Source organism: Nocardia sp. NPDC059177 (assembly GCF_042755165.1).
Classification (GTDB): domain Bacteria; phylum Actinomycetota; class Actinomycetes; order Mycobacteriales; family Mycobacteriaceae; genus Nocardia.
Genome location: NZ_JBHZBX010000021.1, coordinates 73988 through 98936 on the forward strand (window position 1 = coordinate 73988; position 24949 = coordinate 98936).

Annotated in this window: 31 protein-coding genes and 1 pseudogene; 11 read left to right on the forward strand and 21 right to left on the reverse strand. The window is 65.9% G+C overall.

The genetic code is table 11. The features are described 5' to 3' along the window. Positions 1-138: 138 nt before the first annotated feature. The 9 genes from ACFXK0_RS23750 to ACFXK0_RS23790 form a co-directional block, all read right to left on the reverse strand. Positions 139-759: a DUF6968 family protein gene (locus ACFXK0_RS23750; RefSeq protein ID WP_379412899.1), complete on the reverse strand. Its 621-nt coding sequence runs from the start codon at positions 757-759 to the stop codon at positions 139-141. Between the two features lie 89 nt (positions 760-848). Further along, on the reverse strand, positions 849-2396 hold the full coding sequence (locus ACFXK0_RS23755) for a molybdopterin-dependent oxidoreductase (RefSeq protein WP_379412900.1): 1548 nt from the start codon (positions 2394-2396) through the stop codon (positions 849-851). A gap of 49 nt (positions 2397-2445) precedes the next feature. Continuing rightward, complete coding sequence (locus tag ACFXK0_RS23760) at positions 2446-3180, reverse strand: anti-sigma factor domain-containing protein (protein ID WP_379412901.1); 735 nt, start codon at positions 3178-3180, stop codon at positions 2446-2448. Further along, positions 3177-3824, reverse strand: coding sequence for an ECF RNA polymerase sigma factor SigK (gene sigK / locus ACFXK0_RS23765; RefSeq protein ID WP_379412902.1), 648 nt, complete (start codon positions 3822-3824; stop codon positions 3177-3179). Before sigK ends, ACFXK0_RS23760 begins: the two co-directional genes overlap by 4 nt. Positions 3825-3946: 122 nt before the next feature. After that, positions 3947-4594, reverse strand: coding sequence for a fasciclin domain-containing protein (locus ACFXK0_RS23770; protein ID WP_379412903.1), 648 nt, complete (start codon positions 4592-4594; stop codon positions 3947-3949). Positions 4595-4772: 178 nt separating this feature from the next. Then, the gene (locus tag ACFXK0_RS23775) at positions 4773-5642 is read right to left on the reverse strand and encodes an alpha/beta fold hydrolase (RefSeq protein WP_379412905.1); all 870 of its coding nucleotides are present in this window, start codon (positions 5640-5642) and stop codon (positions 4773-4775) included. A 34-nt stretch (positions 5643-5676) separates the two neighbouring features. Further along, on the reverse strand, positions 5677-6177 hold the full coding sequence (locus ACFXK0_RS23780) for a hypothetical protein (RefSeq protein ID WP_379412906.1): 501 nt from the start codon (positions 6175-6177) through the stop codon (positions 5677-5679). 11 nt (positions 6178-6188) lie between these two features. Continuing rightward, on the reverse strand, positions 6189-7091 hold the full coding sequence (locus ACFXK0_RS23785) for a ribonuclease Z (RefSeq protein ID WP_379412907.1): 903 nt from the start codon (positions 7089-7091) through the stop codon (positions 6189-6191). A 54-nt stretch (positions 7092-7145) separates the two neighbouring features. Further along, positions 7146-7544 (reverse strand): HicB family toxin-antitoxin system, encoded by a 399-nt coding sequence (locus ACFXK0_RS23790; RefSeq protein WP_379412909.1) that lies wholly within the window; start codon positions 7542-7544, stop codon positions 7146-7148. A gap of 192 nt (positions 7545-7736) precedes the next feature. Here ACFXK0_RS23790 and ACFXK0_RS23795 point away from each other — a divergent pair, with 192 nt between their 5' ends. Continuing rightward, a complete protein-coding gene (locus tag ACFXK0_RS23795) occupies positions 7737-8132 on the forward strand; it encodes a sterol carrier family protein (protein ID WP_379412910.1) in 396 nt (131 codons plus the stop codon). Positions 8133-8188: 56 nt separating this feature from the next. Continuing rightward, positions 8189-8593 (forward strand): multiprotein-bridging factor 1 family protein, encoded by a 405-nt coding sequence (locus ACFXK0_RS23800; RefSeq protein ID WP_379412912.1) that lies wholly within the window; start codon positions 8189-8191, stop codon positions 8591-8593. A gap of 35 nt (positions 8594-8628) precedes the next feature. Here ACFXK0_RS23800 and ACFXK0_RS23805 read toward each other — a convergent pair whose 3' ends face one another. Beyond that, positions 8629-10095 carry an ATP-binding protein gene (locus ACFXK0_RS23805; protein ID WP_379412913.1) on the reverse strand — a complete coding sequence of 489 codons (1467 nt, stop codon included), beginning with the start codon at positions 10093-10095 and terminating at the stop codon, positions 8629-8631. A gap of 17 nt (positions 10096-10112) precedes the next feature. Beyond that, a complete protein-coding gene (locus ACFXK0_RS23810; protein ID WP_379412914.1) occupies positions 10113-11423 on the reverse strand; it encodes a YhgE/Pip domain-containing protein in 1311 nt (436 codons plus the stop codon). Positions 11424-11696: 273 nt separating this feature from the next. On the opposite strand from ACFXK0_RS23810, the gene purF reads away from it, so the two are divergent. The 3 genes from purF to ACFXK0_RS23825 all read left to right on the forward strand — a co-directional run bounded on the left by purF (position 11697) and on the right by ACFXK0_RS23825 (position 14354). Beyond that, positions 11697-13259 (forward strand): amidophosphoribosyltransferase, encoded by a 1563-nt coding sequence (gene purF / locus ACFXK0_RS23815; RefSeq protein WP_379412969.1) that lies wholly within the window; start codon positions 11697-11699, stop codon positions 13257-13259. Positions 13260-13414: 155 nt separating this feature from the next. After that, positions 13415-13939, forward strand: coding sequence for a DUF3558 domain-containing protein (locus ACFXK0_RS23820; RefSeq protein ID WP_379412915.1), 525 nt, complete (start codon positions 13415-13417; stop codon positions 13937-13939). Between the two features lie 25 nt (positions 13940-13964). After that, complete coding sequence (locus ACFXK0_RS23825) at positions 13965-14354, forward strand: hypothetical protein (protein ID WP_379412916.1); 390 nt, start codon at positions 13965-13967, stop codon at positions 14352-14354. A 181-nt stretch (positions 14355-14535) separates the two neighbouring features. Here the strand turns inward: ACFXK0_RS23825 and ACFXK0_RS23830 are convergent, their stop codons facing one another. From ACFXK0_RS23830 to ACFXK0_RS23845, 4 genes are all read right to left on the reverse strand, one after another. Then, positions 14536-14919 carry a DUF6188 family protein gene (locus tag ACFXK0_RS23830; protein ID WP_379412917.1) on the reverse strand — a complete coding sequence of 128 codons (384 nt, stop codon included), beginning with the start codon at positions 14917-14919 and terminating at the stop codon, positions 14536-14538. A gap of 2 nt (positions 14920-14921) precedes the next feature. Further along, on the reverse strand, positions 14922-16175 hold the full coding sequence (locus tag ACFXK0_RS23835) for a hypothetical protein (protein WP_379412918.1): 1254 nt from the start codon (positions 16173-16175) through the stop codon (positions 14922-14924). 145 nt (positions 16176-16320) lie between these two features. Next, a complete protein-coding gene (locus ACFXK0_RS23840) occupies positions 16321-16626 on the reverse strand; it encodes a WXG100 family type VII secretion target (protein WP_379412920.1) in 306 nt (101 codons plus the stop codon). Next, positions 16626-16970, reverse strand: a complete 345-nt coding sequence (locus ACFXK0_RS23845; protein ID WP_379412921.1) for a WXG100 family type VII secretion target — start codon at positions 16968-16970, stop codon at positions 16626-16628. The genes ACFXK0_RS23840 and ACFXK0_RS23845 overlap by 1 nt, the downstream gene beginning before the upstream one ends. Before the next feature lie 144 nt (positions 16971-17114). Here ACFXK0_RS23845 and ACFXK0_RS23850 point away from each other — a divergent pair, with 144 nt between their 5' ends. The 4 genes and pseudogenes from ACFXK0_RS23850 to ACFXK0_RS23865 all read left to right on the forward strand — a co-directional run. After that, positions 17115-17282 (forward strand): hypothetical protein, encoded by a 168-nt coding sequence (locus ACFXK0_RS23850; RefSeq protein ID WP_379412922.1) that lies wholly within the window; start codon positions 17115-17117, stop codon positions 17280-17282. 275 nt (positions 17283-17557) lie between these two features. Continuing rightward, positions 17558-18082, forward strand: a complete 525-nt coding sequence (locus ACFXK0_RS23855; protein ID WP_379412923.1) for a DUF3558 domain-containing protein — start codon at positions 17558-17560, stop codon at positions 18080-18082. Positions 18083-18114: 32 nt separating this feature from the next. Beyond that, a complete protein-coding gene (locus ACFXK0_RS23860; RefSeq protein WP_379412925.1) occupies positions 18115-18504 on the forward strand; it encodes a hypothetical protein in 390 nt (129 codons plus the stop codon). Positions 18505-19316: 812 nt separating this feature from the next. After that, positions 19317-19492 (forward strand): annotated as a pseudogene (locus ACFXK0_RS23865) (amidophosphoribosyltransferase); the annotation flags it as partial. 45 nt (positions 19493-19537) lie between these two features. On the opposite strand, the gene ACFXK0_RS23870 reads toward ACFXK0_RS23865, so the two are convergent. Both ACFXK0_RS23870 and ACFXK0_RS23875 read right to left on the reverse strand, forming a co-directional pair. Continuing rightward, positions 19538-19918: a type II toxin-antitoxin system HicB family antitoxin gene (locus tag ACFXK0_RS23870; protein ID WP_379412926.1), complete on the reverse strand. Its 381-nt coding sequence runs from the start codon at positions 19916-19918 to the stop codon at positions 19538-19540. Further along, the gene (locus ACFXK0_RS23875) at positions 19915-20139 is read right to left on the reverse strand and encodes a type II toxin-antitoxin system HicA family toxin (protein WP_379412928.1); all 225 of its coding nucleotides are present in this window, start codon (positions 20137-20139) and stop codon (positions 19915-19917) included. The genes ACFXK0_RS23870 and ACFXK0_RS23875 overlap by 4 nt, the downstream gene beginning before the upstream one ends. 107 nt (positions 20140-20246) lie before the next feature. Between ACFXK0_RS23875 and ACFXK0_RS23880 the strand changes: the two genes are divergently transcribed. Beyond that, entirely contained in the window at positions 20247-20498 is a 252-nt protein-coding gene (locus ACFXK0_RS23880; RefSeq protein WP_379412929.1) for a hypothetical protein, read from the forward strand. A 25-nt stretch (positions 20499-20523) separates the two neighbouring features. Here the strand turns inward: ACFXK0_RS23880 and ACFXK0_RS23885 are convergent, their stop codons facing one another. After that, complete coding sequence (locus tag ACFXK0_RS23885; protein WP_379412931.1) at positions 20524-21258, reverse strand: helix-turn-helix domain-containing protein; 735 nt, start codon at positions 21256-21258, stop codon at positions 20524-20526. Between the two features lie 133 nt (positions 21259-21391). Between ACFXK0_RS23885 and purM the strand changes: the two genes are divergently transcribed. Then, positions 21392-22471 (forward strand): phosphoribosylformylglycinamidine cyclo-ligase, encoded by a 1080-nt coding sequence (purM, locus tag ACFXK0_RS23890; protein ID WP_379412932.1) that lies wholly within the window; start codon positions 21392-21394, stop codon positions 22469-22471. Positions 22472-22746: 275 nt separating this feature from the next. On the opposite strand, the gene ACFXK0_RS23895 is transcribed toward purM, so the two are convergent. The 3 genes from ACFXK0_RS23895 to ACFXK0_RS23905 form a co-directional block, all read right to left on the reverse strand. Then, entirely contained in the window at positions 22747-22971 is a 225-nt protein-coding gene (locus tag ACFXK0_RS23895; RefSeq protein WP_379412934.1) for a DUF3073 domain-containing protein, read from the reverse strand. 175 nt (positions 22972-23146) lie between these two features. After that, on the reverse strand, positions 23147-24097 hold the full coding sequence (locus tag ACFXK0_RS23900; protein ID WP_379412935.1) for an asparaginase: 951 nt from the start codon (positions 24095-24097) through the stop codon (positions 23147-23149). Next, on the reverse strand, positions 24094-24744 hold the full coding sequence (locus ACFXK0_RS23905) for an MOSC domain-containing protein (RefSeq protein WP_379412970.1): 651 nt from the start codon (positions 24742-24744) through the stop codon (positions 24094-24096). Before ACFXK0_RS23905 ends, ACFXK0_RS23900 begins: the two co-directional genes overlap by 4 nt. Positions 24745-24949: the final 205 nt, after the last annotated feature.

Genomic DNA, 24949 nt, shown 5'->3' on the forward strand with positions numbered 1-24949 from the left:
GGGGCGACGGGCCGTGTATGAACCGTGTGCTCACTCGGCTGCGCACACGGCATGATCTGGACTTCGGGCCGCGTGCCTTCGCGGATGGGTTGTCGAAACGGACTTCGGCTGATGCCGTCCTGACGATTCGCCGGGTGACTAATCGGTCCGATAGTTCGGCGCCGGCCAGTCGCGCGGTATGCCCAAGATCGCGCTCACACTGCGGATCGCTGACATCACCGCGTGTACATCGTCGAATCCCTGCCCGAACGCTTCGGTGCGATCAGCGATACGGAAGGGGCACAGATAGGTGTGCTGAAGAGCCGGATCCAGGCGGGGCCGCCCGATGACGATGACAACCGGACCAGAGGTGGTCTCGACAGCCCGCGCTCCCAGCGGTGGGCCGAATTCCCAGATGTTCGCCGCGGATGCGGCAGGACCGCTCTCGCCGGTGCGGCGGACCGCGGGTACTCCCGACCCGGCCACGTCTCTTGCGGCGTCTGGCGAACCGAATCGGGCTGCCGCGGTCTGGATGTCGATCAAAGCCGCGTAGATGGCGGACAACCTGTCCGTCCCGCGCACGCGGTGTGTGCTCGTGCCATCGACTCGATAGGTGCAGTGCCAATCCCGGCTGGTGACGTCTTGCCGGGGATCGGCGATTTCTATGTCGACTTTTCGAGTACTGTCCCTGACGGTACTCGCGATAACTATTTCGCCCAGCTCGGTCCTCACAGATCCTCCCACCTGGATATTCGTGGCTTTCGTCGGTGCGATCAGCAAGGGGAATTCCTTTCCAAGATGCGGATCTATTGCGGAGGTATTTCGCCGCGAGCAGCTACAGGGCTGGGTACCGGTGCGATGCGGTTACGTCAGCGCACTGTCACCACCCGAGTGTGTCTGCCGGTGGCGCCGTCGGGGAATGGCGTGGTGCGGACGCCGGTCTGGACCACACCGGTGGCATCGACGGCGCGTACGCGCAGCGTGTGGGTACCGGGCGAGGCGTCCCACGTCCATGTCCACTGACGCCAGGTATCGAGGGAATACGCCGCGGCCAGCGTGGCCGGACTCCAACGGCCGTCGTCGACCTGCACCTCGACGGCGGTGATGCCACGTCCCTGCGCCCAGGCGACACCGGCCACGGTGACCGGTCCGGACGGAAGGGTCGCGAATGCGGCCGGGACGTCGATCCGTGATGCGGTCTTGATGGGTGCCCGCTCCGCCCAGCCACGCTCGGTCCAGTACGCACGGGCCCGGTCGAATCGAGTGAGCTCGAGGTCGACGACCCACTTGGTGGCCGAGACGTAGCCGTAGAGGCCGGGCACGATCATCCGGGCCGGATAGCCGTGGGCGACGGGCAGCGCTTCGCCGTTCATGGCGACGGCCAGCAGTGCGTCCGGATTGCCGAGGACCGCATCCAGCGGGGTTCCGGCAGTGAAGCCGTCTACGCTGCGCGACAGGATCATGTCGGCGTCAGGTGCCGGGCCGGCCTCCGCCAGTAGGTCGGTGAGACGATAACCGGTCCAGGTGGCCGTACCGGCCAGATTGCCGCCGACCTCGTTCGACACACAGGTCAGCGTGATCAGCGATTCGACGGCGTCGCGAGCGCTCAACGCGTCGAAATCCAGCACGACCTCCCGGTCCACCATGCCGTGAATGCGCAGGCGCCACTGCGCACGCGTCAGCGACGGGAGCTGCAAGGCCGTGTCGATGCGATAGAACTCCGTGTTCGGGGTGATGAAGCGGGTCAAGCCAGGCACCGCGAGATCCATCTCGGGCAGCACCGGTGACGCGGGATCGGCGACACGCGGTAGCACGAAAGCCGAACGGTCGGCCCCGATATCACGCAGACGGCTCCCGACGAATCGGCCCGTCGCCCCCGCGGCCGCCGCACCGGCGGCGACCGCAGCCACGGCGAACAGGAAACCGCGCCGGGTCGGCCCGTCACCGTCACGGCCGCCGCGAGCGGCAGGCACGACGAAAAGCAGACAGAGCGCGGCGACTCCCGCCATCGTTGCGACCAGGGCGGGAACCGCGAAAGCCAGGCCCGCGGTCGGCCGCAGCAGCGCGAGGCCGGCCACCGCGGCACCGAGCCCGCCGAGAACACCCGCCCCCAGCGCGAGGCGGCGGCGGGCGAGGAGGCCGATCAGAACGGCTCCGGCCACCATGACGCCGAGCATCGTGATCGCCAGCGCCAGTTTGTCATTGGTGCCGAACCAGCGGATAGCACTGTCCTTCAGCCACCTCGGCGTGTGGTCGATGACGGTGGCGCCCAGGACGAAGAACGGGGAGGCATTCGGATCGATGACCGCCGCGACGAGGTGTCCGACGCCGAGAACGACCGCGGCGGCGGACGTGGCGGCGAGCGCGGCAGCGGCGGGGCCCAGCGGACGAGAGGTGAAGGCGATGCGGCGGACCATGCTGTCACTCCTGAGGTTTCGAGTGCCGGCATGGCCCGCCGCGAGCGGGTCAGCCGACTGTCATGCTGGCGATTACCGGTGGGCTCGGGGCGGGCGAACCACCGGCGGGTTCGACTGTCACCGCGAGGGTGTCGGTGGCGTCGACGGCGGTGACCACAGTGGCCGGATCGTCCATGACCGCCACCGAGCGGGGCGCGCCGCCTGTGGGTACGATCCACAGCTGGTACGTGCGATCGGCAGGCAGCGCGGGCAGGTCGCGGAACGACACTGCCGCGGCACCCAGGGCCGTGGACTCATACACCGTCATCGCGCCGCCACCGGTCACTGCGACCGAGGACTCCCGGCTGTCCGACTGATCGACCACCTGCTGCGCGGTGATCGCACCGGTGTCATCGGTGGCCCGGTCGATCACGGCGGCCCCGACGATCCCGGCGACAACGGCCACGACGGCGGCCGCGGCGGCGGTCAACCAGCGCACATTCCGACGCCTGCCGAGTGCGTCCCGCGGGGCTGGCGGACGCACCTGCGGGTCGAGCTGGTCAAGCGCGCGCATCAGCGCGGATTCGAGCCGGGCGGGTGGCGGCACCGAATCGACAACGGTGGCCGTCGCCATCGTCTCCTGGATCCGATGGACGGTGGCGCGGAACTTCGACGCTACGTCTGAGCCCGCGGTGTCGAGCCAGTCGTCGACGGCACGCCGTTGCTGGGGTTCCAGCGCGTCCAGCGCGTACGCGTATGCCTGGTCGAGCCGCGACTCGGAGATCCACCGATCTGTCTCGCTCATCGGGAAATACCTCCGGTCAAACAGGTTTCCAGTCTTCTCAAGCCGTCCCTGATCCGGCTCTTCACCGTCGGCAACGGCACGTCCAAGGTCGCGGCGACCTCGACGTAGGTGCGCCCGCTGTAGTAGGCCAGCGCCACTGCCTCACGCTGCAGGTCGGTCATCGTCTCGAGGCAGTCCTGTACAGACTGCTCGTCGAGCCGCTGGGTGACCTCCTCGGCCACGATGTCGTGGTCACGACCGAGATGGGTGTGCCCGAACACCAGGTCACGGGTGGTCGCCGACTGTTCGGCGCGCACCCGGTCGACCGCGCGGCGGTGAGTCAGCATCATCAGCCAGCCGATCGGGCTGGCCTTGCCCGCGTCGTACTCCCCGGCCAGCGACCAGACCTGCAGGAACACCTCCTGCGCGATGTCCTCGGCGGCGCCGTGGTTGCGCACGACCCGCAGCGCGAGCCCGAACACCCGCGGGCTGGTGGCACGGTAGAACTCGGCGAACGCCGTCCGATCCCCGGACGCGATCTCATCCAGCAGTGTCACCAGCCGGGCTTGGACGGCGTGGTCGGGCTTGGTAGCCGTCGGGCAAGCCGGCGCCGGATCGGCGACCACTCGCAAACGGATCGGCGCCGAGCCCGGTTGGTTCGTCATCTTCTGGCCTCTGCGTGCATCAGCATAAGAAGGATTTCGGCCAGCCCTGCGGGACGGATGGGCGCCGTAGCGAAGTTCTTCCCGCGACTCTACGGCCTCCCATGACGCGACCATCATCGACCTCACGCCGCGGGCGGCATGAGCACGCTGTCGATCATGTACACGGTGGCGTTCGCGGTGCGCACACCACCGCAGACGACGGCCGCGTCGCCCACCTTCAGCGCGTCACCGGACCCGGTGACCGTCACCTCGGCGCCCTCGACTGTCTTGTGCTTGCCCGCGATGTCCTTCGGCGCGATCTGACCAGGCACGACGTGATAGGTCAGGATCTTGGTGAGGGTGGCCGAGTCGGTCTTCAACGACTCGATGGTGGCAGGATCGATCTTCGCGAACGCGGAGTCGACGGGCGCGAACACGGTGAACTGGCCGCCGTTGAGCGTGTCGACCAGGTTGACCTGCGGGTTGAGTTTGCCCGAGACCGCTGATACCAGGGTGGTGAGCATCGGGTTGTTGGACGCGGCGGTCGCCACCGGGTCCTGAGCCATCCCGCTGACCGAGCCCGGGCCGCTGGGGACCTGGGCGGCGTATTCGGCGCACCCCGGCCCGACGAGGTCTGCCGCGGCGGAGCCGTTCGCGCCGGACGCGGTCGAGGTCATCGGCGCGGAGGTTGCCGTCGCCGAAGAGGTCGAATCGTCGGAGGAACACGCCGAGGCTCCGAGCACCGAGCCGAGAAGCGCTGCCGTCAGGAGGGTAGTGCGCAGGGGTCGCATTAGTCTGTCCGTCATTTCCGTAAGGGCGGCGAGATGCCGCACTGGTTGGTGTGCAACGGAGTTCGGCCAGCCCGTCGGCCCGGATGGCTCCTGATCTACATCTACTGCGGCAGGCGGGGCGTTCGGTCGAGCCGCGCATGGTACGGCGCTGGCTGGAAGTCGCTCGCCGGTTGTCGGTTCAGGCGGTGGCGACGAAGGTGGCGACGGCGTCGGTGAAGGCGTCGTTGTCGTCGCCTGCGGCGGTGTGGGCGGCGGTGCCGATCTCGGCCAGGCGGGCGTGCGGTGCGAGGGCGAGGAAGGCGGCGGCGCCCTCGTCGCTGACCACATCGGACTTGCCGCCGCGGACCAGCAGGACCGGGATGGTCAGCGCCTCGGCGGCGGCTTCCATCTCGGCGACCCGGTCGTCGGGGTTGGCGTCGACGTCGCCGATCAGGTTCGGGTCCCAGTGCCAGTACCAGCGGCCGTCGCGCTGACGCAGGTTGCGCAGCAGGCCGTCGGCATTGTCGGGGCGCGGGCGATGCGGCATGTAGGCGGCGACCGCGTCGGCCACCTGTTCGAGGGTGTCGAAGCCGTCGCGGTGCCTGCCGAGGAAGTCCATCACCCTGGCCACGCCCGCCGATTCCGACCGCGGCACGATGTCGACCAGCACCAGCGCGCGGATCGCGCCGCCACCCGGCTCGGCGGTGGTGAGCAGCCCGGTGATCCCGCCCATGCTGGCGCCGACCACCACCGCGCCCCGCTCCGGGGTCGCGCCGAGCTGGTCGAGGACGGTCACCAGGTCGGCGACCATCGAGGTCCGGGAGTAGTCACGATCCGGCGCCCAGTCGCTGTCGCCGTGACCGCGCGCGTCGAGGGCGACCACGCGCATCCCCCCGGCCGCCAGCGCTCGCCCCGTCCGCTTCCACGAATGCCGCGTCTGACCGCCGCCGTGCAGCATCACGACCAGCGGCCCGTCGGCCGGGCCGAAGCTGTCGGCGGCCAGCGTGAGCCCGTCCGTGCTGCTGCGCAGCCGCACCGTCGTCGGTTCCAGTGGATCGATGACACTCATGGGACGAATGTACGACTTCTTCCCGGACGGGTGGTCAACCGGTCACGATTTCCCAGTTCAGCAGCTCGGCGCCGGGCGACGGCGTGCCGTCCCACGGATGCTGTCCGAAGGACTGGTCGCGCACCGCGATGGGCCCGGGATTCGCCGGGCACACGCACGCGACGGCGAGCGCGGCGGTGCGGGTGCCGAGCTCGTGCGCCTTCAGGTCGTGGGCCAGCGCGGTGGCGACCGCGCGCAGCTCGTCGAGGTCCGCCGCACCCGGCAGGCAGAGGTCGAGCGACAGATCGACCAGTCCCGGCTGCGCGGCCGACAACGCCAGCTGGCCGCCCGCCACCCGGACGCCCGAGGGGAGCTGGGTGTCCGCGATGAATCTCGCGAGATCGGGGCCGGCGATGGTCTGCGGTCCGGTCGGCTGCTCACCCGCGCAGGCGGCGACGAGCAGCGGCGTTCCCGGCGGGGTGATGTCGTCGGGCGCCTGGCACCCGGCGGCCAGCGCCACGGTGGCGATCGAGAGCAGGATTCGCGTGCCTCGCATAGCTGCCGACCCTAGTCCGCGCGCGGATCGGCCGGGCGGCGCGGAGGCAGGGGGATGCGGGCGAGGTCGTGGGCGAGGACGGCGCCGGGGAAGTCGGCCTGGTCGAGGAACGTGGCGTCGTCGGATGCGGTGTAACGCTCGGAGAAATGAGTCAGGACAAGGGTTTTCACGCCAGCGCTGTGGGCGACTTCGCCGGCTTGGCGGGCGGTCAGGTGGCCGCGTTCCTCGGCGAGGTGTGCTTCGGAGTCCAGGTAGGTGGACTCGATGATGAGCATGTCCGCGCCCGCGGCGAGCGCGAAGACGTTGTCGCACAGGCGGGTATCCATCACGAACGCGACCTTCTGGCCCGGCTTACGCACCGAGTACTCCTCCAGCAGCGCCCCCGAGAGTTCGCGGACCGCCGCGCCGGTGATGCCGTTGGCGCGCAGCCGATCCGGCAGGAAGGTGCGGCCGTCCGGTTCGGCGAGGCGGTAGCCGTAGGTGGGGATGCTGTGGTCCAGCGGTAGTGCGGTGAGGGTGAAACCGTTGCCCGGCAAGGTTTCCCGCTCACCGCTGACCGGATGCTCCACGAGCGAGGGCGAATCGTAGTAGCTGGTCGCGTACTTGAGTCGCTCCCAGTACTGCGCGCCGTCGGCGGGGAACACGGCGTGGACATCGTGCGGCACGCCGTCGCGCCCCAGTCGCTGCACGATCCCGGGCACGCCGAGCGAATGGTCGCCGTGGAAATGCGTGACGCACAGCCACCGCAGTTCGGTCGCCGACGCCCCGGCCAGCGCCATCTGCCGCTGGCTCCCCTCCCCGGGATCGAACAGAATCCCCTGCCCATCCCACCGCAGCAGATACCCGTTGTGATTACGGCGGCGCGTCGGCACGGCCCCCGCCGTCCCGAGCACGATGAGCTCCCTGGTCGACATCGCCCCATCCTCGCCGCTGCGCGGTGCCCGCGCCACGCCGTTTCGGTCAGAGCGTCAGGAGTTGGCCAGCTGGGATGCGCGCTGGAAAGTGACGCCGAGAACGGCGCCGATATCGCGAACGGGGACCCCGTCCGCAGCCAGGAGTCGGGCGGTCGCGGTCGCGATCGTCATGGCGCGGGCCTCCTGCCGCGCTGCCTCGGCTCGCGCGCGGGCGAGTTCTTCCGCAGCGGCCGTCACATCGGTATCGCCGACATGGGCGGTGATGCTGAGCTCCACGGTCGACGGTGCGATATCGGCCACGGTGCAGATGTAGTCGGTCGCTTCCTTGCTGATGTCGGCGTAGCGCCGTGCCTGGGTGAGACCTTCGATATTGCCGTTGACGCCGTCGAGTTGGGGAATCCTGATCATCCACCAGCGGTCGTCGCGGGACACATCGATCCGGTAGACGGTCATGCTTCCTCCGTGCATTGCGCTTGGCACTGGCAATCGCCTTGTTGACGGTGCGGACCATGCCCGGCGACTGCGAGTTGTGCCCGGAGGCCACGGTCACCGTGACGGCTCGATGCTTACAGATCCACATCGTATGGGTGCTATTGCCCTGGTGGTGGGGGTCCTGATGGATTGCCGGCGGTAGCGTTACGGGGTATGGGTCGGAATTCGGTGGATGCGGGGGCGGTGCGGGCGGCGGTGCTCGTGGTGGGGGAATGGTTGCGGGATGAGGGGGTGGCGGCGCCGGCTAGGGGGGAGATCGCGGCGGCGGTGCGCGGGACAGCGCGAGCGCTGGCGAGCAGTGCGCCGGGGCATTCGGTGGAGGTGCGTGTGCCGCCGTTCGTGGCGGTGCAGTGCATCGAGGGGCCGCGGCACACGCGCGGCACGCCGCCCAACGTGGTGGAGACCGACCCGCGCACCTGGCTACTGCTGGCGACCGGCCTGCTCGATTTCGACACCGCGGTCGACTCCGGCACCCTCACGGCCTCGGGCTCACGAGCTCGCGAGATCGCCCCCTGGCTCCCGATCGTCCCGCTCCGGCCTGCAGACTGAAGGTCCTCGTCGAGCGCTGCGGCAATGTCGAAGCATGAAGGGAACCCGTGATATCCATGGATTACCGGGAACTTCTGAACGAGCGCCTCGCGCGTATGATGCCCTCGGCGCGAGCCGAGTACGACGCTGCTCATGAGCGCGCCGGACTGGCGCTCCGATGGGCTGAGTTGTGCTACGAAGCCCGTGTCGCGGCTGGGTTGACGCAGGCGGAGTTGGCCCAGCGCATGGGCACCACGCAGCCCACGGTAGCCCGCATCGAGGACGGCGATCGGATGCCGACGGTGGACATGCTCGAACGTCTGTCCACCCTTGTCGGCCGGCCCGAGGAGGGGCATCAGGCCTCCGAGTGTACTGCCGAAGCGGATATCGTTGCGGGGCATCACAACACATTCGATGACGCCGAGGCATTGCTGGTGCACTTGGACTCACTCGCCGCAGGTTCCGCCGGGACGGGGGAGTGACGTAGCGGGGGCGGCGTGCCCGGATGGGCGGGGTCCTAGCGGTACAGCGTCGCCAGGTCGACCAAGACAAGGTCGCCGGTTTCGGCGGCGGCAGCCCTTGCCTTGTCGTTGAATCCCGCACCGCTGAAGAGCAGCAATCGGGTGTGTGCGGTGTCGAATTTGCCGTTGGCGGTGATGGTCTCGCGGATCGTGCGGAGCCGGTCGATATGCGCCGCGCCGATCGTGTCGTTCCACTTCGCCTCCCCGATCGCCAGCAGTGGCGGCTTGCCGCCGTCGGCGACGCCGACGAGCGCGACATCGATCTCGCTGGTGGTCCGGGTTCGCGGGTCATGGACCGCGCCGTGGCCGACCCGGGCGGGTAGCCCGGCGAACAGGTCCGGGTCGGCGAAGTAGAGCGCCCACTCCCGGCAGAGCTGCTCGAAATGCGGGCCGACGACATTGCCCGCGAACCGATGACGGCTACCCCGCCACACCCGGGTCGCGTTGCCCGGTCGCTCCAGCTGCGGCCACACCGGTCGCATGATCGACTGGTAGAAGGTGATCAGCGGCTCGGCGATGCGGTAGGTGGATCGGTTGTCGCGGAACGCGTCGGCGTCGCGGTGCAGCAGGCCGACGTCTTCGAGGACGGTGATCGGGTGGGCGATGTCGGTCGCTTTCCGTTCGAGATAGGTCGCCACTCCGCCGCGCGTGCTGTTGCCGGTGGCGATCGCGGCGAGCACGGAAAGGTACAGGCCCCGATCCCGGAGGTCGGGTTCCTCCGCGAGCAGGTAGCGGGGTTCGCGGAAGAGCGGGGTTTCCGGGTTCAGGACGGTGCGGGTGACCCAGTCGTCGAAGTCGTCCCAGTTCGCCGGGGTGTCACCGCGCGCGAATTCCCGCCGGTACGCGGGCGTTCCGCCGACAATGGCATGCACCGAGACGGCCAGTCGTGGGTCGTCGATATCCCAGAAACGGGCCGCGGCTCGGTAGTCGAGTGGATGGACGACGAGTTCGAGGCCCGCGCGCCCGCGCAGTGGCGCGTTTCCCGAGAGCAGCCGCCCCATGAACGGCATTGCCGACCCACACAGCAGCAAGCGCGTGCGGGAGTTCATCCGCTGCTCGCGCAACGGGCGATAGGCGTCCTGAATCACCGAGGGCAACTCGGGGTTGGCCCGCGCCAGAAACGGAAACTCGTCGATCACCACCGGAACCGGGCGCTGCGAACCCAGTTCGAGAAGTACGTCGATCACCTCGGCCCAGTGCTGGAAATGGAACGGGCTGGCGGGCCGGAGGTGACTGCTCAGCGCCTCGCCGATCCTGCGTAGCGACTCCGCGTCGGCTGCCTCGGTGGCGCCGAAGTAGAAGCCGCCCGCCGCCTGAACAGCCGCCTCCAGCAGAAACGTCTTACCTTGCCTGCGCCGTCCCGCGACGACCCCGAGCGTGGCGCCGGCGCGCCCGTCCTCGATGAACCGGGTCAGCGCGGACCACTCGTGGTCGCGATCGAACATGTCGTGGGGCTTGTCCACGCCATCTCCCTATAAGGCTAAACAGCCTTCTTATCGAGGAAGTTCTCCCGGTGCAGGCCCTTGAAGTCGTAGTACCGGGTGATGGCGATGCCGCCGATCAGGGCGAGGAGCAGGCCGAGCAGCGACATCCAGATTCCCCGGCCGAGGCCTGCGGCGTAATCGGATTCGAAGTACAGGATCGAGCGCATCCCCAGGTAGACCTGGTGCATCGGCTCGAACTCGGCCAGCCAGGCGATATAGCGGGGCGTCGCCTGGATCGGGACGGTGCCGCTCGAGGAGGGCAGGCCGAGGATGACGAAGACGGCCAGGTTGATCAGCAGGCCCGCGGTGCCGAACGCGGCCAGCGAGGCCATGCAGGTCATGCCGACCGCGATCAGCGCCAGCACCGAGAACAGCAACAGCTGCACCGGCTGGTCACCGGCCACCCCCAGGATCTTCGCCACCAGCAGGTAGAGCAGCGAGATCACCACGGCGACCACGACCATCACGCCCCACTTGAGCAACAGGGTGTGGAAGCGCGAGATCGGCGTCGGCGGATAGTGCACGTACCAGGGTCCGTACTCGGTGGGCTGGAAGCCCAGTTGCGCGTCGACCATGGTGTGGATGACCATCGCGCCCACCACGCCCGCCATCAGGATCAGCAGCGCGTAGAAGAAGGCGGTCAAGCCCATGCCCGCGCCTGCGCGCAACGGCCGCCATTCCTGCTCGATCACCTGGATCGGCTGGGCCAGCGTGAGCTGGGCGGCGCCGGAGATCTCCGGCGACCCCTGGGGGCTCGCGGCGAGGGTGTCGCGCACGCGGGTGGTGAGCTGGTCGCCGACTTGCTTGTTCACCTCGGCCATCGCCTGCGCACCGATGCGGGTCACGATGCCCGCGGAGTACGGGCCCATGCCGGAATTGGTCTGCACGGTGATGATCGGGCGCTCGATCTCGCCGCCGACCACGCTGCCGACCCCGAGAATGCCCAGCCGTTTGCTGAAGTCGCTGGGGATGATGACGGCACCGTAGATCTGGGCGGTGCGCATGAGCCGCTCGGACTCGCTGATCCCGACCACCCGCAGATCGACCTGGTCGGCGGGCACTCCCGCGACCAGCGCGTCGGCCACTTGCTTGCCGAAGTTCACGTGTTCGGCGCGGCCGTCGGTGTCGATGGTGTCGCCGACATCCTGGTTGACCAGCGCGATCGGGAAATCGTGCAGGTTTCCCTCCGGATCGGCGATGTAGGCCAGATACATGACACCGAGCAGCGACATCACCACCGCCAGGACCGCCGTCGGCGCCGCCACCATCCGGGCCAGCCGCCGGGGTGTGATCCGGATTGTGTCCAAGGTCGCTTCCGGCCGCGGCGACGAATCGGAATTCCGCGCTACCGACGCGGCGTTGTCTCTGTCAGACGCTGGGGAATCAGCTGGTTCGTGCGCACTGTCGTCGGTGGTCACAATCGGCACCGTAACAGCTGTTCCACCGGAATTCGGGTGATCACTACCGTCGATTGCGCCGGGTTTGCGCCGCGGTGCGCGTCGCTGCTCCATTCACCCGTAGAATGACGGGTGCCCCCAGCCCGCCCGAACAGGGAGCACACGGTGACCCACGCCGATCCGATGATCGACAGCCCTTCCACACTTCCGGACGAGCCCGAGAACGAGCCCCGCGAGGAGTGTGGCGTCTTCGGCGTCTGGGCTCCCGACGAGGACGTGGCCAAGCTCACCTACTACGGCCTGTACGCGTTGCAGCATCGCGGCCAGGAAGCGGCCGGTATCGCCGTCTCCGACGGCTCGCAGATCCTGGTCTTCAAGGATCTCGGCCTGGTTTCCCAGGTGTTCGACGAGCAGACCCTCGGCGCCATGCCGGGGCATATCGCCGTCGGTCACTGCCGGTACTCCACGACCGGTGGTGTCACCTGGGAGAACGCGCAGCCGATCTTCCGCACCACCGCCGTCGGCTCCGGCCTCGCGCTCGGCCACAACGGCAACCTGGTCAACACCGCCGAATTGGCTGGTCGCGCCCGCGAACTCGGCCTGATCGGCGCCGGCGTCATCGACGGCCGCCCGCAGATGACCGGCGCCACCTCCGACTCCGACATCGTCACCGCGCTGCTGGCCGACGCCGCCGCGGACTCGAGCATCGAAGCCGCCGCGATGCAGCTGCTGCCTCAGCTGCGCGGCGCGTTCTGCCTGACGTTCATGGACGAGCACACCCTCTACGCCGCCCGCGACCCGCACGGTGTGCGTCCGTTGGTGCTCGGCCGGCTCGAGCGCGGCTGGGTGGTCGCTTCCGAGACCGCCGCGCTCGACATCGTCGGTGCCGCGTTCGTGCGTGAGATCGAGCCGGGTGAGCTGCTGGCCATCGACGCCGACGGTGTGCGGTCGATGCGTTTCGCCAACCCCGAGCCCAAGGGCTGCGTGTTCGAGTACGTGTATCTGGCGCGTCCCGACACCACCATCGCGGGCCGCTCGGTGCATTCGACCCGGGTCGAGATCGGCCGCAAGCTGGCCAAGGAACATCCGGTCGAGGCCGATCTGGTGATCCCGGTGCCGGAGTCGGGCACGCCCGCCGCGGTCGGTTACGCGCAGGGTTCGGGCATCTCCTACGGCCAGGGCCTGATGAAGAACGCCTATGTGGGCCGCACCTTCATCCAGCCCAGCCAGACCATCCGTCAGCTGGGTATCCGGCTCAAGCTCAACCCGCTGCGCGAGGTCATCCGCGGTAAGCGCCTCATCGTCGTGGACGACTCGATCGTGCGCGGCAACACCCAGCGCGCCCTGATCCGCATGCTGCGCGAGGCAGGCGCGCTCGAGATCCACGTGCGCATCGCCTCGCCGCCGGTGAAATGGCCCTGCTTCTACGGCATCGACTTCGCCTCGCGCGCGGAACTGATCGCCAACGGCACCGGCGCCGACGACAGCTACGCCGACATGGTGGAGAACGTGCGCCGCTCGATCGGCGCCGACAGCCTCGGCTACATCAGCACCGAGGGCATGATCGCGGCCACCGAACAGCCCGCCACCCGCCTGTGCACGGCCTGCTTCACCGGCGACTACCCGATCCCGCTGCCGCAGGAGGCCGCCATCGGCAAGAACGTGCTCGAGGGGATGCTCTCGGGTCAACCGGAGTCGAAACTGCTGGGCGAGAACATCAACGCCGACGCTTTGAGCCGCCCGTAGCGGCGACCAGCGAGGGCCGGTCAGGGAAACCTGACCGGCCCTCTTGTTTTCGTGCCGGCGAACGGCGAAGGTGGCTGTTCTGTAATCCGAGGGAACCGAATCGGGCGCCGGCGCGTCCAAGTTATCGAGTGGGTGCTGTGCGGAACGAGGAGACGATGATGCGACTGGTCGGCGTGGTGGCCGCGGGCTGTGCGGTGCTCGCGCTCGCGGGGTGCTCTCAGGATGTGGCGGGGCAGCCGGAGGCGAGTGGGGCGCCGTTGACGAAGGAGCAGTTGTTCGATCCGTGCTCGGTGCCGGATGATGTGCTGCTGGCTGCGGGGGCGGATCCTGCGTCGAAGGACGACAATCCGTTCTCGGTGGAGCGGGCGGAGTGGAAGGGGTGCAGCTGGAAGACACCTGGATACTTCCTGAACTTCCACTCGACTACCAAGACGGTTCAGGAATTTCGCGAGAACGACTACTTTCACGATTTCACCGACATCACCGTCGGCGATCGGCTGGCTCTCCAGTATCTCCTCGGCACGAGAACGCCGATTGATCAATGCGCGATCGCCTTCGCGACCAGTCGCGGCACGGTCACGTTGACGGCGGCCCTGTTCGTGAACGACAAGTCGGGAACAGACCCGTGCCCGCTGGTCAATGCTGCGGCAGCAGATTTCGTAAAAGTCATTCCCGAGTAGCTCTGCTAACAAGGAGGATCCAGCGATGGCAGCGAACGAGCTGGCCGATCACTTCAAATCACTGGCTGGCCAGGCCGCCGCCGGCAATCTGATCATCGAATACGACGCTGCCGAACGATGCGCGAAGTGGTGTGACGACTACATCAACGATCTGACCGCACTTTCGAACCGCACACGACAGATGGTCGTGGTCGATTCATTCGGAGACCTCAACTCTGCCAAAGCCCTTGGAAAGAAGTTCCTCGACCTCGCCGAGGGCGGCGAAGGATCCGGCTCCTACCTCGACGCCGCCACCAAACACATCGAGATCCTCACCCAGATGGCCGACATGTACCGCAAAGCCGGCGCCGCCTACAAGAACTGCGACGAGGCAACCCAGCTCGCCATCAAGCAACAGACCAACAAGCTCGATTGATCCCCGGGGTGCACTGATCCCCGGGGTACAGCGAGCCCGGCGTGGAGTACCGGCTCGGTGTTCGGCGACCGTTAGAGTCGTCCACGCCCGACCAGTCAAACGAACTCCCGCGAATCCAGCACCCATGCCCGCTTCAACTCCGCCAACGCTGCCAGATACCAGGCTCTGCCCGGCAGCATTCTTATTTTGCGGACCAGATGGCCAGCTCTCCGCCAGGTAGGCAAATGACTCGATATCCGCTCAGCCCAACTATTCCCCAAGCTTCATAGTGATCGTCAACGGGAACTTCGAGTACTGTGCCAGAACTCAATACGATTTTCAAACCGTTGACTTCGCTGGCGATGGCTCGTGTCACTTTCGAGCCAACGATGGATTCCAGTTCATTGCGTATGTCGGCGTAGTTGTTCGATGGAGCACTCGCCAGTCTCCCGTCTGTGGTATGGATGGATATTTCACCCTCTACCTGTAGTTCAAATTCAATCGGCGAACCGAGCCTAATCGTCGCCGTGAAACCCAACTCGACCTCGGAGATGGGTTGTCCAATGATTTCCAACTGTAGTTCCATGATCACCAACCTGGAGGTGTCGGGTACGTGCCATCGGCGTTCTTAGGTATGTGTGTTTCTGCGTTGCTGCCAGGCTTTCCGTCGAGTTTAAGCGGTTGACCGTGCTCGTTGTAGAAGCGTACATATCCGTTCGGATAGTCTTTTGTAGGAAGAGCATCGCGGAATGTGTTTTGATTGAAATTCGATCCCGGCTTCTGCCAAACCCAGCCTTTCCCATTGTCTGCAAGTCGCGCCTCCCAGTCGTCAGGAACATGACTCGGACGCTTAGGAGACCCCAGCTTGACCGCCCGCTTGGCGAGGTCGATAATGCGTTGTAGCTTACCACGAATAGTGGTTGGAGGGTTTTTTACCTTGATTGCTCGCAGAAGCTTGAAGGTGGTGTAAATTCCCCTAAGCTTCTCGACGTATACCTGTACTTTATCGTATATCTTTTTTGCTCGATATGCTGCAACGGCGACCGCGCCATACCCTGCAGACAATGCGCCAGCGATCACCGATATAATTACACCCTCGACGACGTATTCGGCGATGTCAGCGGCAAGGTCCTGAAGGAGTTTTGTTATCTGCTTGCGCATATCATCGATAGCGGTTTTCTGATCGCGACACGATTGTGCTATCTCTGCGAACAGTGCAAGGATGTCCTCGGCGGCGGTCTTCATTTCCCGCAGGTCCTCGTCAATGAACGAAGCATCCTTTGCGGTAATGGCTTCGAAACATTTGGCCTGGGCTTCGATCCGGGCCGGTAAGTTTGCCGCTTTACCCTTGGTTGCGAGAGTTTCCCATGTTGTTGCAGCTGCTAGCAACTTGTCTGGGTCGCCATCTGGGATGGTAACTCCAGCCTGTGCGGCGAGGTCGAAACCGTCGTCGATGAGGCCGTTTCCTGGACCTCCGGCCGATGGTGGCGGCACCGGGCATGTGCGCCAGGCGGGCATGAAAGGTGACGGTTGGATCGGTTCGGGTCGACCGGTGCCTTTTGCGTAGTCGGCAAGCGCATAGTTGTATCCGGCCTGTTGCAAGATTCCTGCGTAGTTGTCGAGCGCTTGAATCAATGAGCTTGCGAGATTGTAGGCTTCGGTGGACAGCTCGTCGTATGAGGCTGCCCAATTCTTGCACTCCCCGACACTGCCCCCCATGTTCCCGGAATCGCTCAGCGCCGCCATCTGAGTTCGGAAGTCGGCGTGGAAGTCCACGGCGGCACTATGGAGATTGGATGCGGAGGTGGCGTAAACGATTGGATCGACATTTAAGGTAGTCACGCTGAATATGTCCTTGTAAGGATAAGTATCGAAGCGGCAAATAGGTAGAGCAGATTGCTCTTGACGGTGGCAGTTCGCAATTCGGTTACAAAGTCTCGGCGCGCTACAGGTGCGTTCGCTGGGAATGACGCATATCGCCTGCTACTTACGATCGCCCTAACATTCCTAAATTCGCTGCGAGGGCATCGGAGTATCGGTTATGGACAGCTTGTGCGGCCTGGCGCATTATTTCAATACCGTCGGCGACATCTGTTGCGCCGGAGTGCCATTCTCGGTATGCCTCCGCTTGCGCATCGGCTGCTGCACCGCTCCAGTTCTGTTGAACCGTTGTGATGCGCTGCTGAATTCCATCGAGACTGTCGGTTAGAAATCCGACGAAACTTGATACGCGGATGACGATCTGCTCGAGTTCGGCGAGGTTGACAATGAAGGGCTGAGAGTTGTCGACCATCAGAATTCCGGTAGGTCGAGGGAGCCGGACAGTGTGTTGGTGTTGCCTGCCCAAATGTGGTCTTGATTGTCAAGTGTCTTGCTGGTGACGCCGAGAAGTTCGGCCATATCGGAAAGGGCATCAAGAACGGTGTCTGCGCCGTACTTCGTCTCGGTCCACCCTGCAGAGAAAGAGTCAGCTGAGGTGCCGCGCCAGTTGTTCAGAAGATCGGCGATGTCGGTATCCAAGGACGTCAGCCCATTTATCAGGGATTCGGCAACTTGCTGCACGAACGTCCCGGCGTCTGCAACTTCGTCTGGCACTAACGAGAAGTTGCCGTTTGATCCGTTTGATTCCATTGTCATGTATCCCCCTCTGGATGAAGCCACTGGACCGTACCATAAGAGTGTGCACTCGCGGACGGTTGACCATGGACTTTCAGTAGGGCGAGATCAGGATTTCGAGCAGGTGACGTTGAGTGTGACTGACCGGCCGCCGAGGATACTGTGGTGGCAGCAGACAAGAGTGCCAGGGCCTTCGGCCGGCCAAAGCGGCGGCGATTCGCCTCGGAGTGCAAGCTGGCAATCGTGGCCGAGTACGAGCAGTTGACCGAGCCGGGTGCTCGGGGCACACTGCTGCGCCGTGAGGGCCTGGTCCACTCTCACTTGATCGAGTGAGCCTGCCTCATCATCCCGATGGAATCCATTGCCGCGCTGGATGGCTGAGGCGTCCCTCGTGCTGTGACTGACGAACCCCTGAGTGAGAACATCAACGTCGACGCTTTGTGCCGTCCGTGGTCGATCACTGCGCGGTCCGGTCAGGATAGGCCGGACGGGACCCGTGTTTTCGATCGGGCGAACAGCGAAGGAGACTGATCTGTGATCCAGGGGAACCGAATCGGGCGCCGGCGCGTCCAAGTTATCGAGTGGGTGCTGTGCGGAACAAGGAGACGATGATGCGACTGGTCGGCGTGGTGGCCGCGGGCTGTGCGGTGCTCGCGCTCGCGGGGTGCTCGCAGGATGTGGCGGGGCAGCCGGAGGCGAGTGGGGCATCGTTGACGAAGGAGCAGTTGTTCGATCCGTGTTCGGTGCCGGAGAGTGCGCTGATCGCGGCTGGGCTCGACCCCGCGTCGAAGGACGACAACCTGTTCTCGGTGCCGCGAGCCGAATGGAAGGGCTGTGGCTGGCGAGCGGACGGCTACTTCATAAATTTCATGTCGACCGTTTACACGATGGATGAAATTCGCGGAAACGACCGATACCACGATTTCAAGGAGATTTCCGTCAGCGGCAGAAGCGCGCTGCAGTTTTACATCGGTCGTGAGCAACCGCCGGTGGAATGCGAAATCGCGATCGACACCGCGCAAGGCCGCGCGCTGATCAACGCGAGTATGTTTGTCGACGACAAGTCGGCTACCGATCCATGTCCGCTGGCGATCGACGCCGCACCGCATTTCATGAAATTCATTCCGCGATGACCACGTCCACTATCCGGGAGGGGCTCTGAGCAATGGCAGAGAACAAGGCCGCACAAGAATTCAAGACTCTTGCCGGCGAAGCCGCCGCAGGTCGGCTCATCATCGAGGCTGACGCCGCCGAGCGCTGCGCCAAGTGGTGCGACGACTACATCGCCGACCTACGCATTCTTTCCCAGCGAACACGACGAATGGTCGATGTCGACTCGTTCGGCGACCTCGGCTCCGCGTCAAAGCTCGGCCAGAAATTCTCCGACCTCGCCGACGGCGGCGAGGGATCCGGCTCCTACCTCGACGCCACCACCAAGCACATCGAGATCCTCACCCAGATGGCCGACATGTACCGCAAGGCCGGCGCCGCCTACAAGAACTGCGACGAGGCGACCCAGCTCGCCATCAAACAGCAAACCAACAAGCTCGACTGATCCACGAGTGCCGTCCGTCGGCCGAACGCACGAAAGGTCACCATTACGCTTTCGGACGACCTGCTCGAGTCGATCCGCGAGCGGGCCGACGAGCGTGGCGTATCGGCCTACGTCACCGAGGCAATCCGGCATCGTGACGGCGCATTCTTCATCAGCCTTTGAGGGCGGCGTTGGTGCTGTTGGAGAAGTTCTCCAATGCGGCGCTAATTTCCGGCTCATGGTAGCCGGTCCGGTATCTGGCTTCTAATGGGCCCAAACCCACCCATGCAACATTGAGTAGGCGTGGCCACAGTTCGCAGATATGCCTAGGTACATATCGAATCGCTTCCTCGCCCACTCCGAGTGGCAGTTCGGGCCTGGCAGGCACTTCCGGCAATATTTCAGAATCTGCGACAATCGAAATGATTATCCGTGAGCCCGGGTTGAGATCTCTAGGGAGCGATCGCACTGTCCCGCACAAAAATCGATCAATCTCTAATGTCCAACCTTGTTCGGACATTAGAGATCCTCGGAAATTGGGAATTTCTTTCGTAACCTGTCGGATAATCTCGAAAGTTGGACCGTCAATGGCAAAACTTGCACTTGATATCATTTGATCAAAATCCTCGCCACGTTTACTTGAGGTCTTCGAACGCGTCTCGACCGTCCCGGGGTGTGAATACGGTCCCCGCAGGCGGGTCCTCAATTATCAATGCTCCCCTTTCGTTGTCCCAGTATGCAGTCCGGCCATTACTGAGATATCTCTGCTCAGTCGATATCTCGCCGTCAAGGACCTTGCGTACATACTCCGCCAGGCCAATGGCGGGTACGCCAGAAACGAAATGCGTGTGCGTCCGCTGGTAGTGGGCCGGCTCGAACGCGGCTGGGTGGTGGCCTCCGAGACCGCGGCCCTCGGCATCGTGGTGCCGCGTTCGTGCGGGAGATCGAGCCGGGTGAGCTGCTGGACATCGACGCCTACGGGGCGTGGTCGATGTGTTTCGCCAACCCGATCGGCGACCGCATGTCTGCCCAGGAGAGAAAGCGCCGCGCCTGGTCAGGCGGAAGTCAATTGCTGTGCGCGTTGGTGGGAGACGCCCAGGATTTCGCCGATGTCACGCACCGGGACCTGTTGGCGCGCCAACTCTCGCGCCAACTCACGTGCTTCGGCGGCTGCCAGTTGTTCCAGCCGTACGGCCTCGCGTCGGTGTTCTGCGAGAACGCCGGCGCGCCGGGATACCGGGATATCCGCGACGGCGATTTCGACCTCGACCACTACCTCACTCAAGGGCGTACCGGTGTGCAACGCGATGACCTCGCGCGCCATGGCGGGCGCCTCGGACAGCCGCCGTGCCTGTGTGAGTTCGTCGAGTTCGGGAATGTGAACCATCCACCAGCGGCCATCACGCGTGATCTGTACGTCGTAGATCTTGCTCACTCTTGTTCTCCTTCCGCCGCGGCTTTGGCCTGATCATCCTCGATCGCCGTGCGTACCTTGCGGTACACGCCAGGCGAGATCGTCCGGTGGCCATCCGGTACCGACACGAGGGTTCCGTGCGGGCCGGTCCACATGCCGTGGCTGCCTTTCGCATCGGTGCGCACAAACCCGGCAGCGCGTAGTTCCTTGACCACCTTGCGAGTCGCTTGCTCCGATACCATCAGTTTAGTCTACGTGGATAGGCGAAAACAAGGCAATTCGGCTAGGCGTTTGACTGATGCTGCGACAACGACTTCGCTGCGCGGATAGCAAGTGCCATGCTCGAGGTATGGCGCGAAAGGTCACCATCACGCTTCCGGACGACCTGCTCGAGTCGATCCGCGAGCGGGCCGACGAGCGCGGCGTGTCGGCCTACGTCACCGAGGCAGTCCGGCATCGTGACGCGATGGACAAGCTCCGTGAGCTGGGAGATTTCCTCGACTCCGAGTACGGCGGCGTTCCGGCCGCCGAGGTCGAACGAGCGCGAGCGCAGTTGATCGAAGCGCTCTGGGGCGACGCTGCCTCGCGGAAGCCGGCGTGAGCCGTCTGCCGCCCGCCGTCTTCGTTCATCGGTATCCGTCCAGGATCTCAGCCATTGCGCGTTGGCCGACTCCTCGTTGACGCGGATCAAGGGAGGTCGCGATGTCAATAGCGGCGACGAGGACACCACCTGTGACCAGCCTGCGCACCTGGTCGAAGTCGAACTCGGTGATACGCAGGGTGACATCTCCCGCCGGATCGGCCCGAAGTCCGAGAGAGCGGACGAGGCTGTCGCGGTCGCGGGCGGCTAGATAGCCGTCGATGCGATCCTCGCCGCTGTCGACGATGCCGAGTAGTCCGACATTCGGTTGCAGGGTAAGCGAGCGCAGGCGCGGTAGCGCTGCGCGGTGGGCCGCGAAGGTTTGCGGGCGCGCACGATTGCGGACCCGCGCGACCAGTTCGATCGGGTCGGTCAGATCACGCAGGGTGCGACGTACCCTCGAACGCTGGGTTGGGCCGAGCCAGTCCGCGTCGCCGCCGTACAGCAGCGAGATCGCGCCCCAGGCGGTGTGGTCAGCCCATGCGCGAGTACGGCCCTGGCCCTGCGACAGCAGGTATCGCTCGACCGAGTCGTGGTCGACCAGGGTGCCGGCGATCTGGGCCAATCGCCCCGACTTCACCAGACGACGTGCGTGCCGGGCGGAAACGCCGAGCGCGCTCGCTGCCTCTTCCACGGTGACGAAGTCGCCCGAAGTCATGACAGACAATGTCCAACTTCGGACCTGATCTGTAAAGCTGTTCGGCGGCGGCGTGGTGGACATCGGGGAGAGACCGGCATCATATTGGCCGAGGAGCTGGAACAATGAGCTGGGAGCCGCACGTCACCTGGGCAGGCGGATCACTTAGAGTTAGTACGCATCTATCCGCCGATTCGGTTTGGAGCTTTCCCCCACAATGACTGAACAGACCCCCAGCGGTGCCGGCGCTTCCTACGCTGCGGCAGGCGTGGACATCGAAGCCGGTGACCGTGCTGTCGAATTGTTCGGACCATTGGCGAAGAAGGCCAGCCGACCCGAGGTGCAGGGTGGGCTCGGTGGGTTCGCCGGGCTGTTCGCGCTCAAGGGTGGATACCGCGAGCCGTTGCTGGCCGCCTCCACCGACGGTGTCGGCACCAAGATCGCGGTCGCGCAGGCGCTGGACAAGCACGACACCGTCGGCCTCGACCTGGTCGCCATGGTCGTCGACGACCTGGTGGTCTGTGGCGCCGAGCCCCTGTTCCTGCAGGACTACATCGCCATCGGCAAGGTCGTCCCGGAGAAGGTCGCCGAGCTGGTCTCCGGCATCGCCGAGGGCTGCATCAAGGCCGGTTGCGCGCTGCTGGGCGGCGAGACCGCCGAACACCCGGGGCTGATGGACCCGGACGACTACGACCTGTCCGCCACCGGCGTCGGCGTGGTGGAAGCCGATTCGGTGCTCGGGCCCGACCGGGTGCGCCCCGGTGACGTCGTCATCGCGATGGGCTCCTCGGGCCTGCACTCCAACGGCTACAGCCTCGCCCGCAAGGTTCTGCTCGACATCGACCGCATGTCGCTGACCGGCTACGTCGAGGAATTCGGCCGCACCCTCGGCGAGGAACTGCTCGAGCCGACCCGCATCTACGCCAAGGACTGCCTGGCGCTGATCGCCGAGACCGATGTGCGTACTTTCTCCCACGTCACCGGTGGTGGCCTGGCCGCCAACCTGGCGCGCGTGCTGCCCGCCGGCCTGGTCGCCGAGCTGGACCGCGGCACCTGGAACCCGGCGCCGGTGTTCAAGATGATCGCCCAGCGCGGCCGGGTCGAGCGGGTCGAGATGGAGAAGACGTTCAATATGGGCGTCGGCATGGTCGCGATCGTCGCCCCCGAGGACGCCGAGCGCGCGCTGGCGGTGCTCACCGCCCGGCACATCGACTGCTGGACGCTGGGTCAGGTCAAGAAGGCCGCTGACGCCGACGCGCCGCGCGCGCTGCTGCTGGGCGACCACCCCAGGTTCTGACACCGACGCGAGAGGCCGGGCCGCGCACGCCGCGACCCGGCCGCTCGCGTTTGCGGGGTTTGTGCCGGCCGCCGATCGGCTATCCCTGTGAGGTGCGGCGTCGGCTCGGGGAGGTCGGGGCCTCGAGGCGGCGAACACGACGAGCGCCCTGTGTGTGCACAGGACGCTCGTCGTGTATTCGGATGTTCGCAGTACTGCTGCGAGCCCGACGCGCGCTGGTCGACAACGGCTAAAGGGGGAGGCCGCGCATGGCCTCCCCCTTCACCGATGTTCGGTCAGCGGCGCCAGCTGTCGTAGTCGTCGTCCTCGTTGTTCCAACGGGACGGCGACTCGTCTGCGTCGTGCTCATCGGATATGACTGCGCCACTCCTGGTTGGGGAGTGGAGCGGATCACTATCCGACAGCTCGCGCTGAAGGCTCGCGAAGTCGGTCGGCGCGGAGCTGTACTTGAGCTCACGTGCGACTTTAGTCTGCTTTGCCTTAGCCCGGCCACGGCCCATGGCTGACCCCCTCGCGTCACTGCGGGGCGGCCTGGGGTTTGTTGGCGGCCCCGTTCGAATTAATACTCTTCCTGACAGACACTTTAGCGTGTGTTAGACGGTCGCGCTCCCAGGAGTGGGTGAAGAACTCCCGAACCGCTACCGTTTGCCCCTTCTTCGCCGAGACCACCCGGTCTCAGAGCACCCCCGGAATCGCGCGGATCACACCGACTCTGGCATCGCCACCGGTGACGGCGGTGGCGGCGAGCTCGGTGTGGGCGTCTGTCCAGTCGACGCCGAGCCGACGCAGAATCGCCAGCGTCAGCGGCATCCTGGCCCGATCGTGACCGTCGTCGACCTTGTAGGCGAAGGCCCGTCCGTCGGGGAGCGCGCCCGCGTGCACCCCGTCGGCGCCGATCTTGCAGAACAGGCCGGGGGTGGTCGACATGGCCAGCAGATCCGGGCCGTTCGTGCCCGAAATCACTCGCGGATTCGCCCGGACGGCATCGGCGATCCGGCGCGGCGCGCTGCCGGGCTCGGCGGTGGTGAAACCGGCGAAGGCGCGGGCCAGGTTGATCAGCGACACGGGCACGATCGGCAGGCCGCAGCCGTCGATGCCCAGGTCGGTCTCGGGTTCGCCGGTGACGTCGGCGACGGTCGCGAGCACCGCCTGCTGCAACGGATGCTCGACCTCGAGATATCCGGTGCGTGGCCAGTCGTTGATCAGGCAGGTCGCCAGCATCGCCGCGTGTTTGCCCGAGCAGTTCATGTACAGCGGGCTCGGCCCGGAGCCGGTCCGCGCGCGGGCACGGGCGTCTTCGGCGAAGGGCAGATCGGGTGGGCAGGCCAGATCGGCCGCGGTGAAACCGAAGCGGTCGAGCAATCGCTGCACGAGCGCGATGTGGTCGGGTTCGCCGAAGTGTGAGGCGGTGGTGATGGCCAGCTCGGCGTCGTCGGCGGGGTCGAAACCGTTGCGCAACAGGGTCAGCGCCTGCATCGGCTTGTTGGTCGAGCGCGGGAAGATCGGGCTGTGGACCTCGCCGAGTTCGAGGGTGGGGGTGCCCTCGGCGTCGAGGACGACGACCGAACCGCGGTGCACGCACTCCCGGAAACCGGAGCGCACGACCTCCACCAGTTCGACGCTCACGCGCTCTCCTCTCCACCAGCGATGTGCTCGGCCGCCACGAGCGTGCGCCGGGACCTGGCGTGCCGGTCGATCTGCATCCGCACATCGGCCGAGATCGTTGGCTCCTCGGCCCGTAGCCGCTCCAGCAGCGCGGGGTCGGCACCGGTGAACAGATCGCGCACAGTGATGCCGTGGGCGGGCACGTGGACCACCCGAACCACGTCTCCCGCGCCGATGCTGCCCTCGGCGAGCACCCGGAAATAGCAGCCGGTGTCGGATCGGAGGGTGAAACGCTTGACCCACTGCCGTTCGCCGGACCACTGCCCGAACGCCGCGCACGGAACGCGGGGACCGCTCACCTCGAGTTGCGTGTCGCCGATGACCCAGCGCGCCCCGATCACCGCGTCGCTGACCGGCAGCCCGCTCAGGCGTAGGTTCTCGCCGAACCAGCCCGCGGGCAGCGTGCGGCCGAGTTCGCTGCTCCAGCGGTGCGCGTCGGCCTCGGAATAGGCGTAGACGGCCTGATCGAGACCGCCGTGATGCTCGACATCGCAGACATGATCACCGTCGAGCCCGAGTGCCCGCACCGGCACGCGCCCCGCGACCGGCCGCTTGTCGATAGCTGTCCGGCCGACCCGGGTGCGCACCTCGATCTCGGCGTGCACCACGCAGACCGCCTCGACCCGGCCGGTGTCACCGACCCGCTGGGACGGACGGCCGCTCGCAGGGGCGCCGTTTCCACTCCCGGCGCGGTCGGTCGCCGAGACTGCTGCGCCGTTTCCGCGCGCCGCGCGATCCGTCGCCGAGACGGGTCGACCGGCAGTGCGGCCGATCGCCTGGTCGGCCGACATGGGTTCGTCGGCGCGCCGGAGG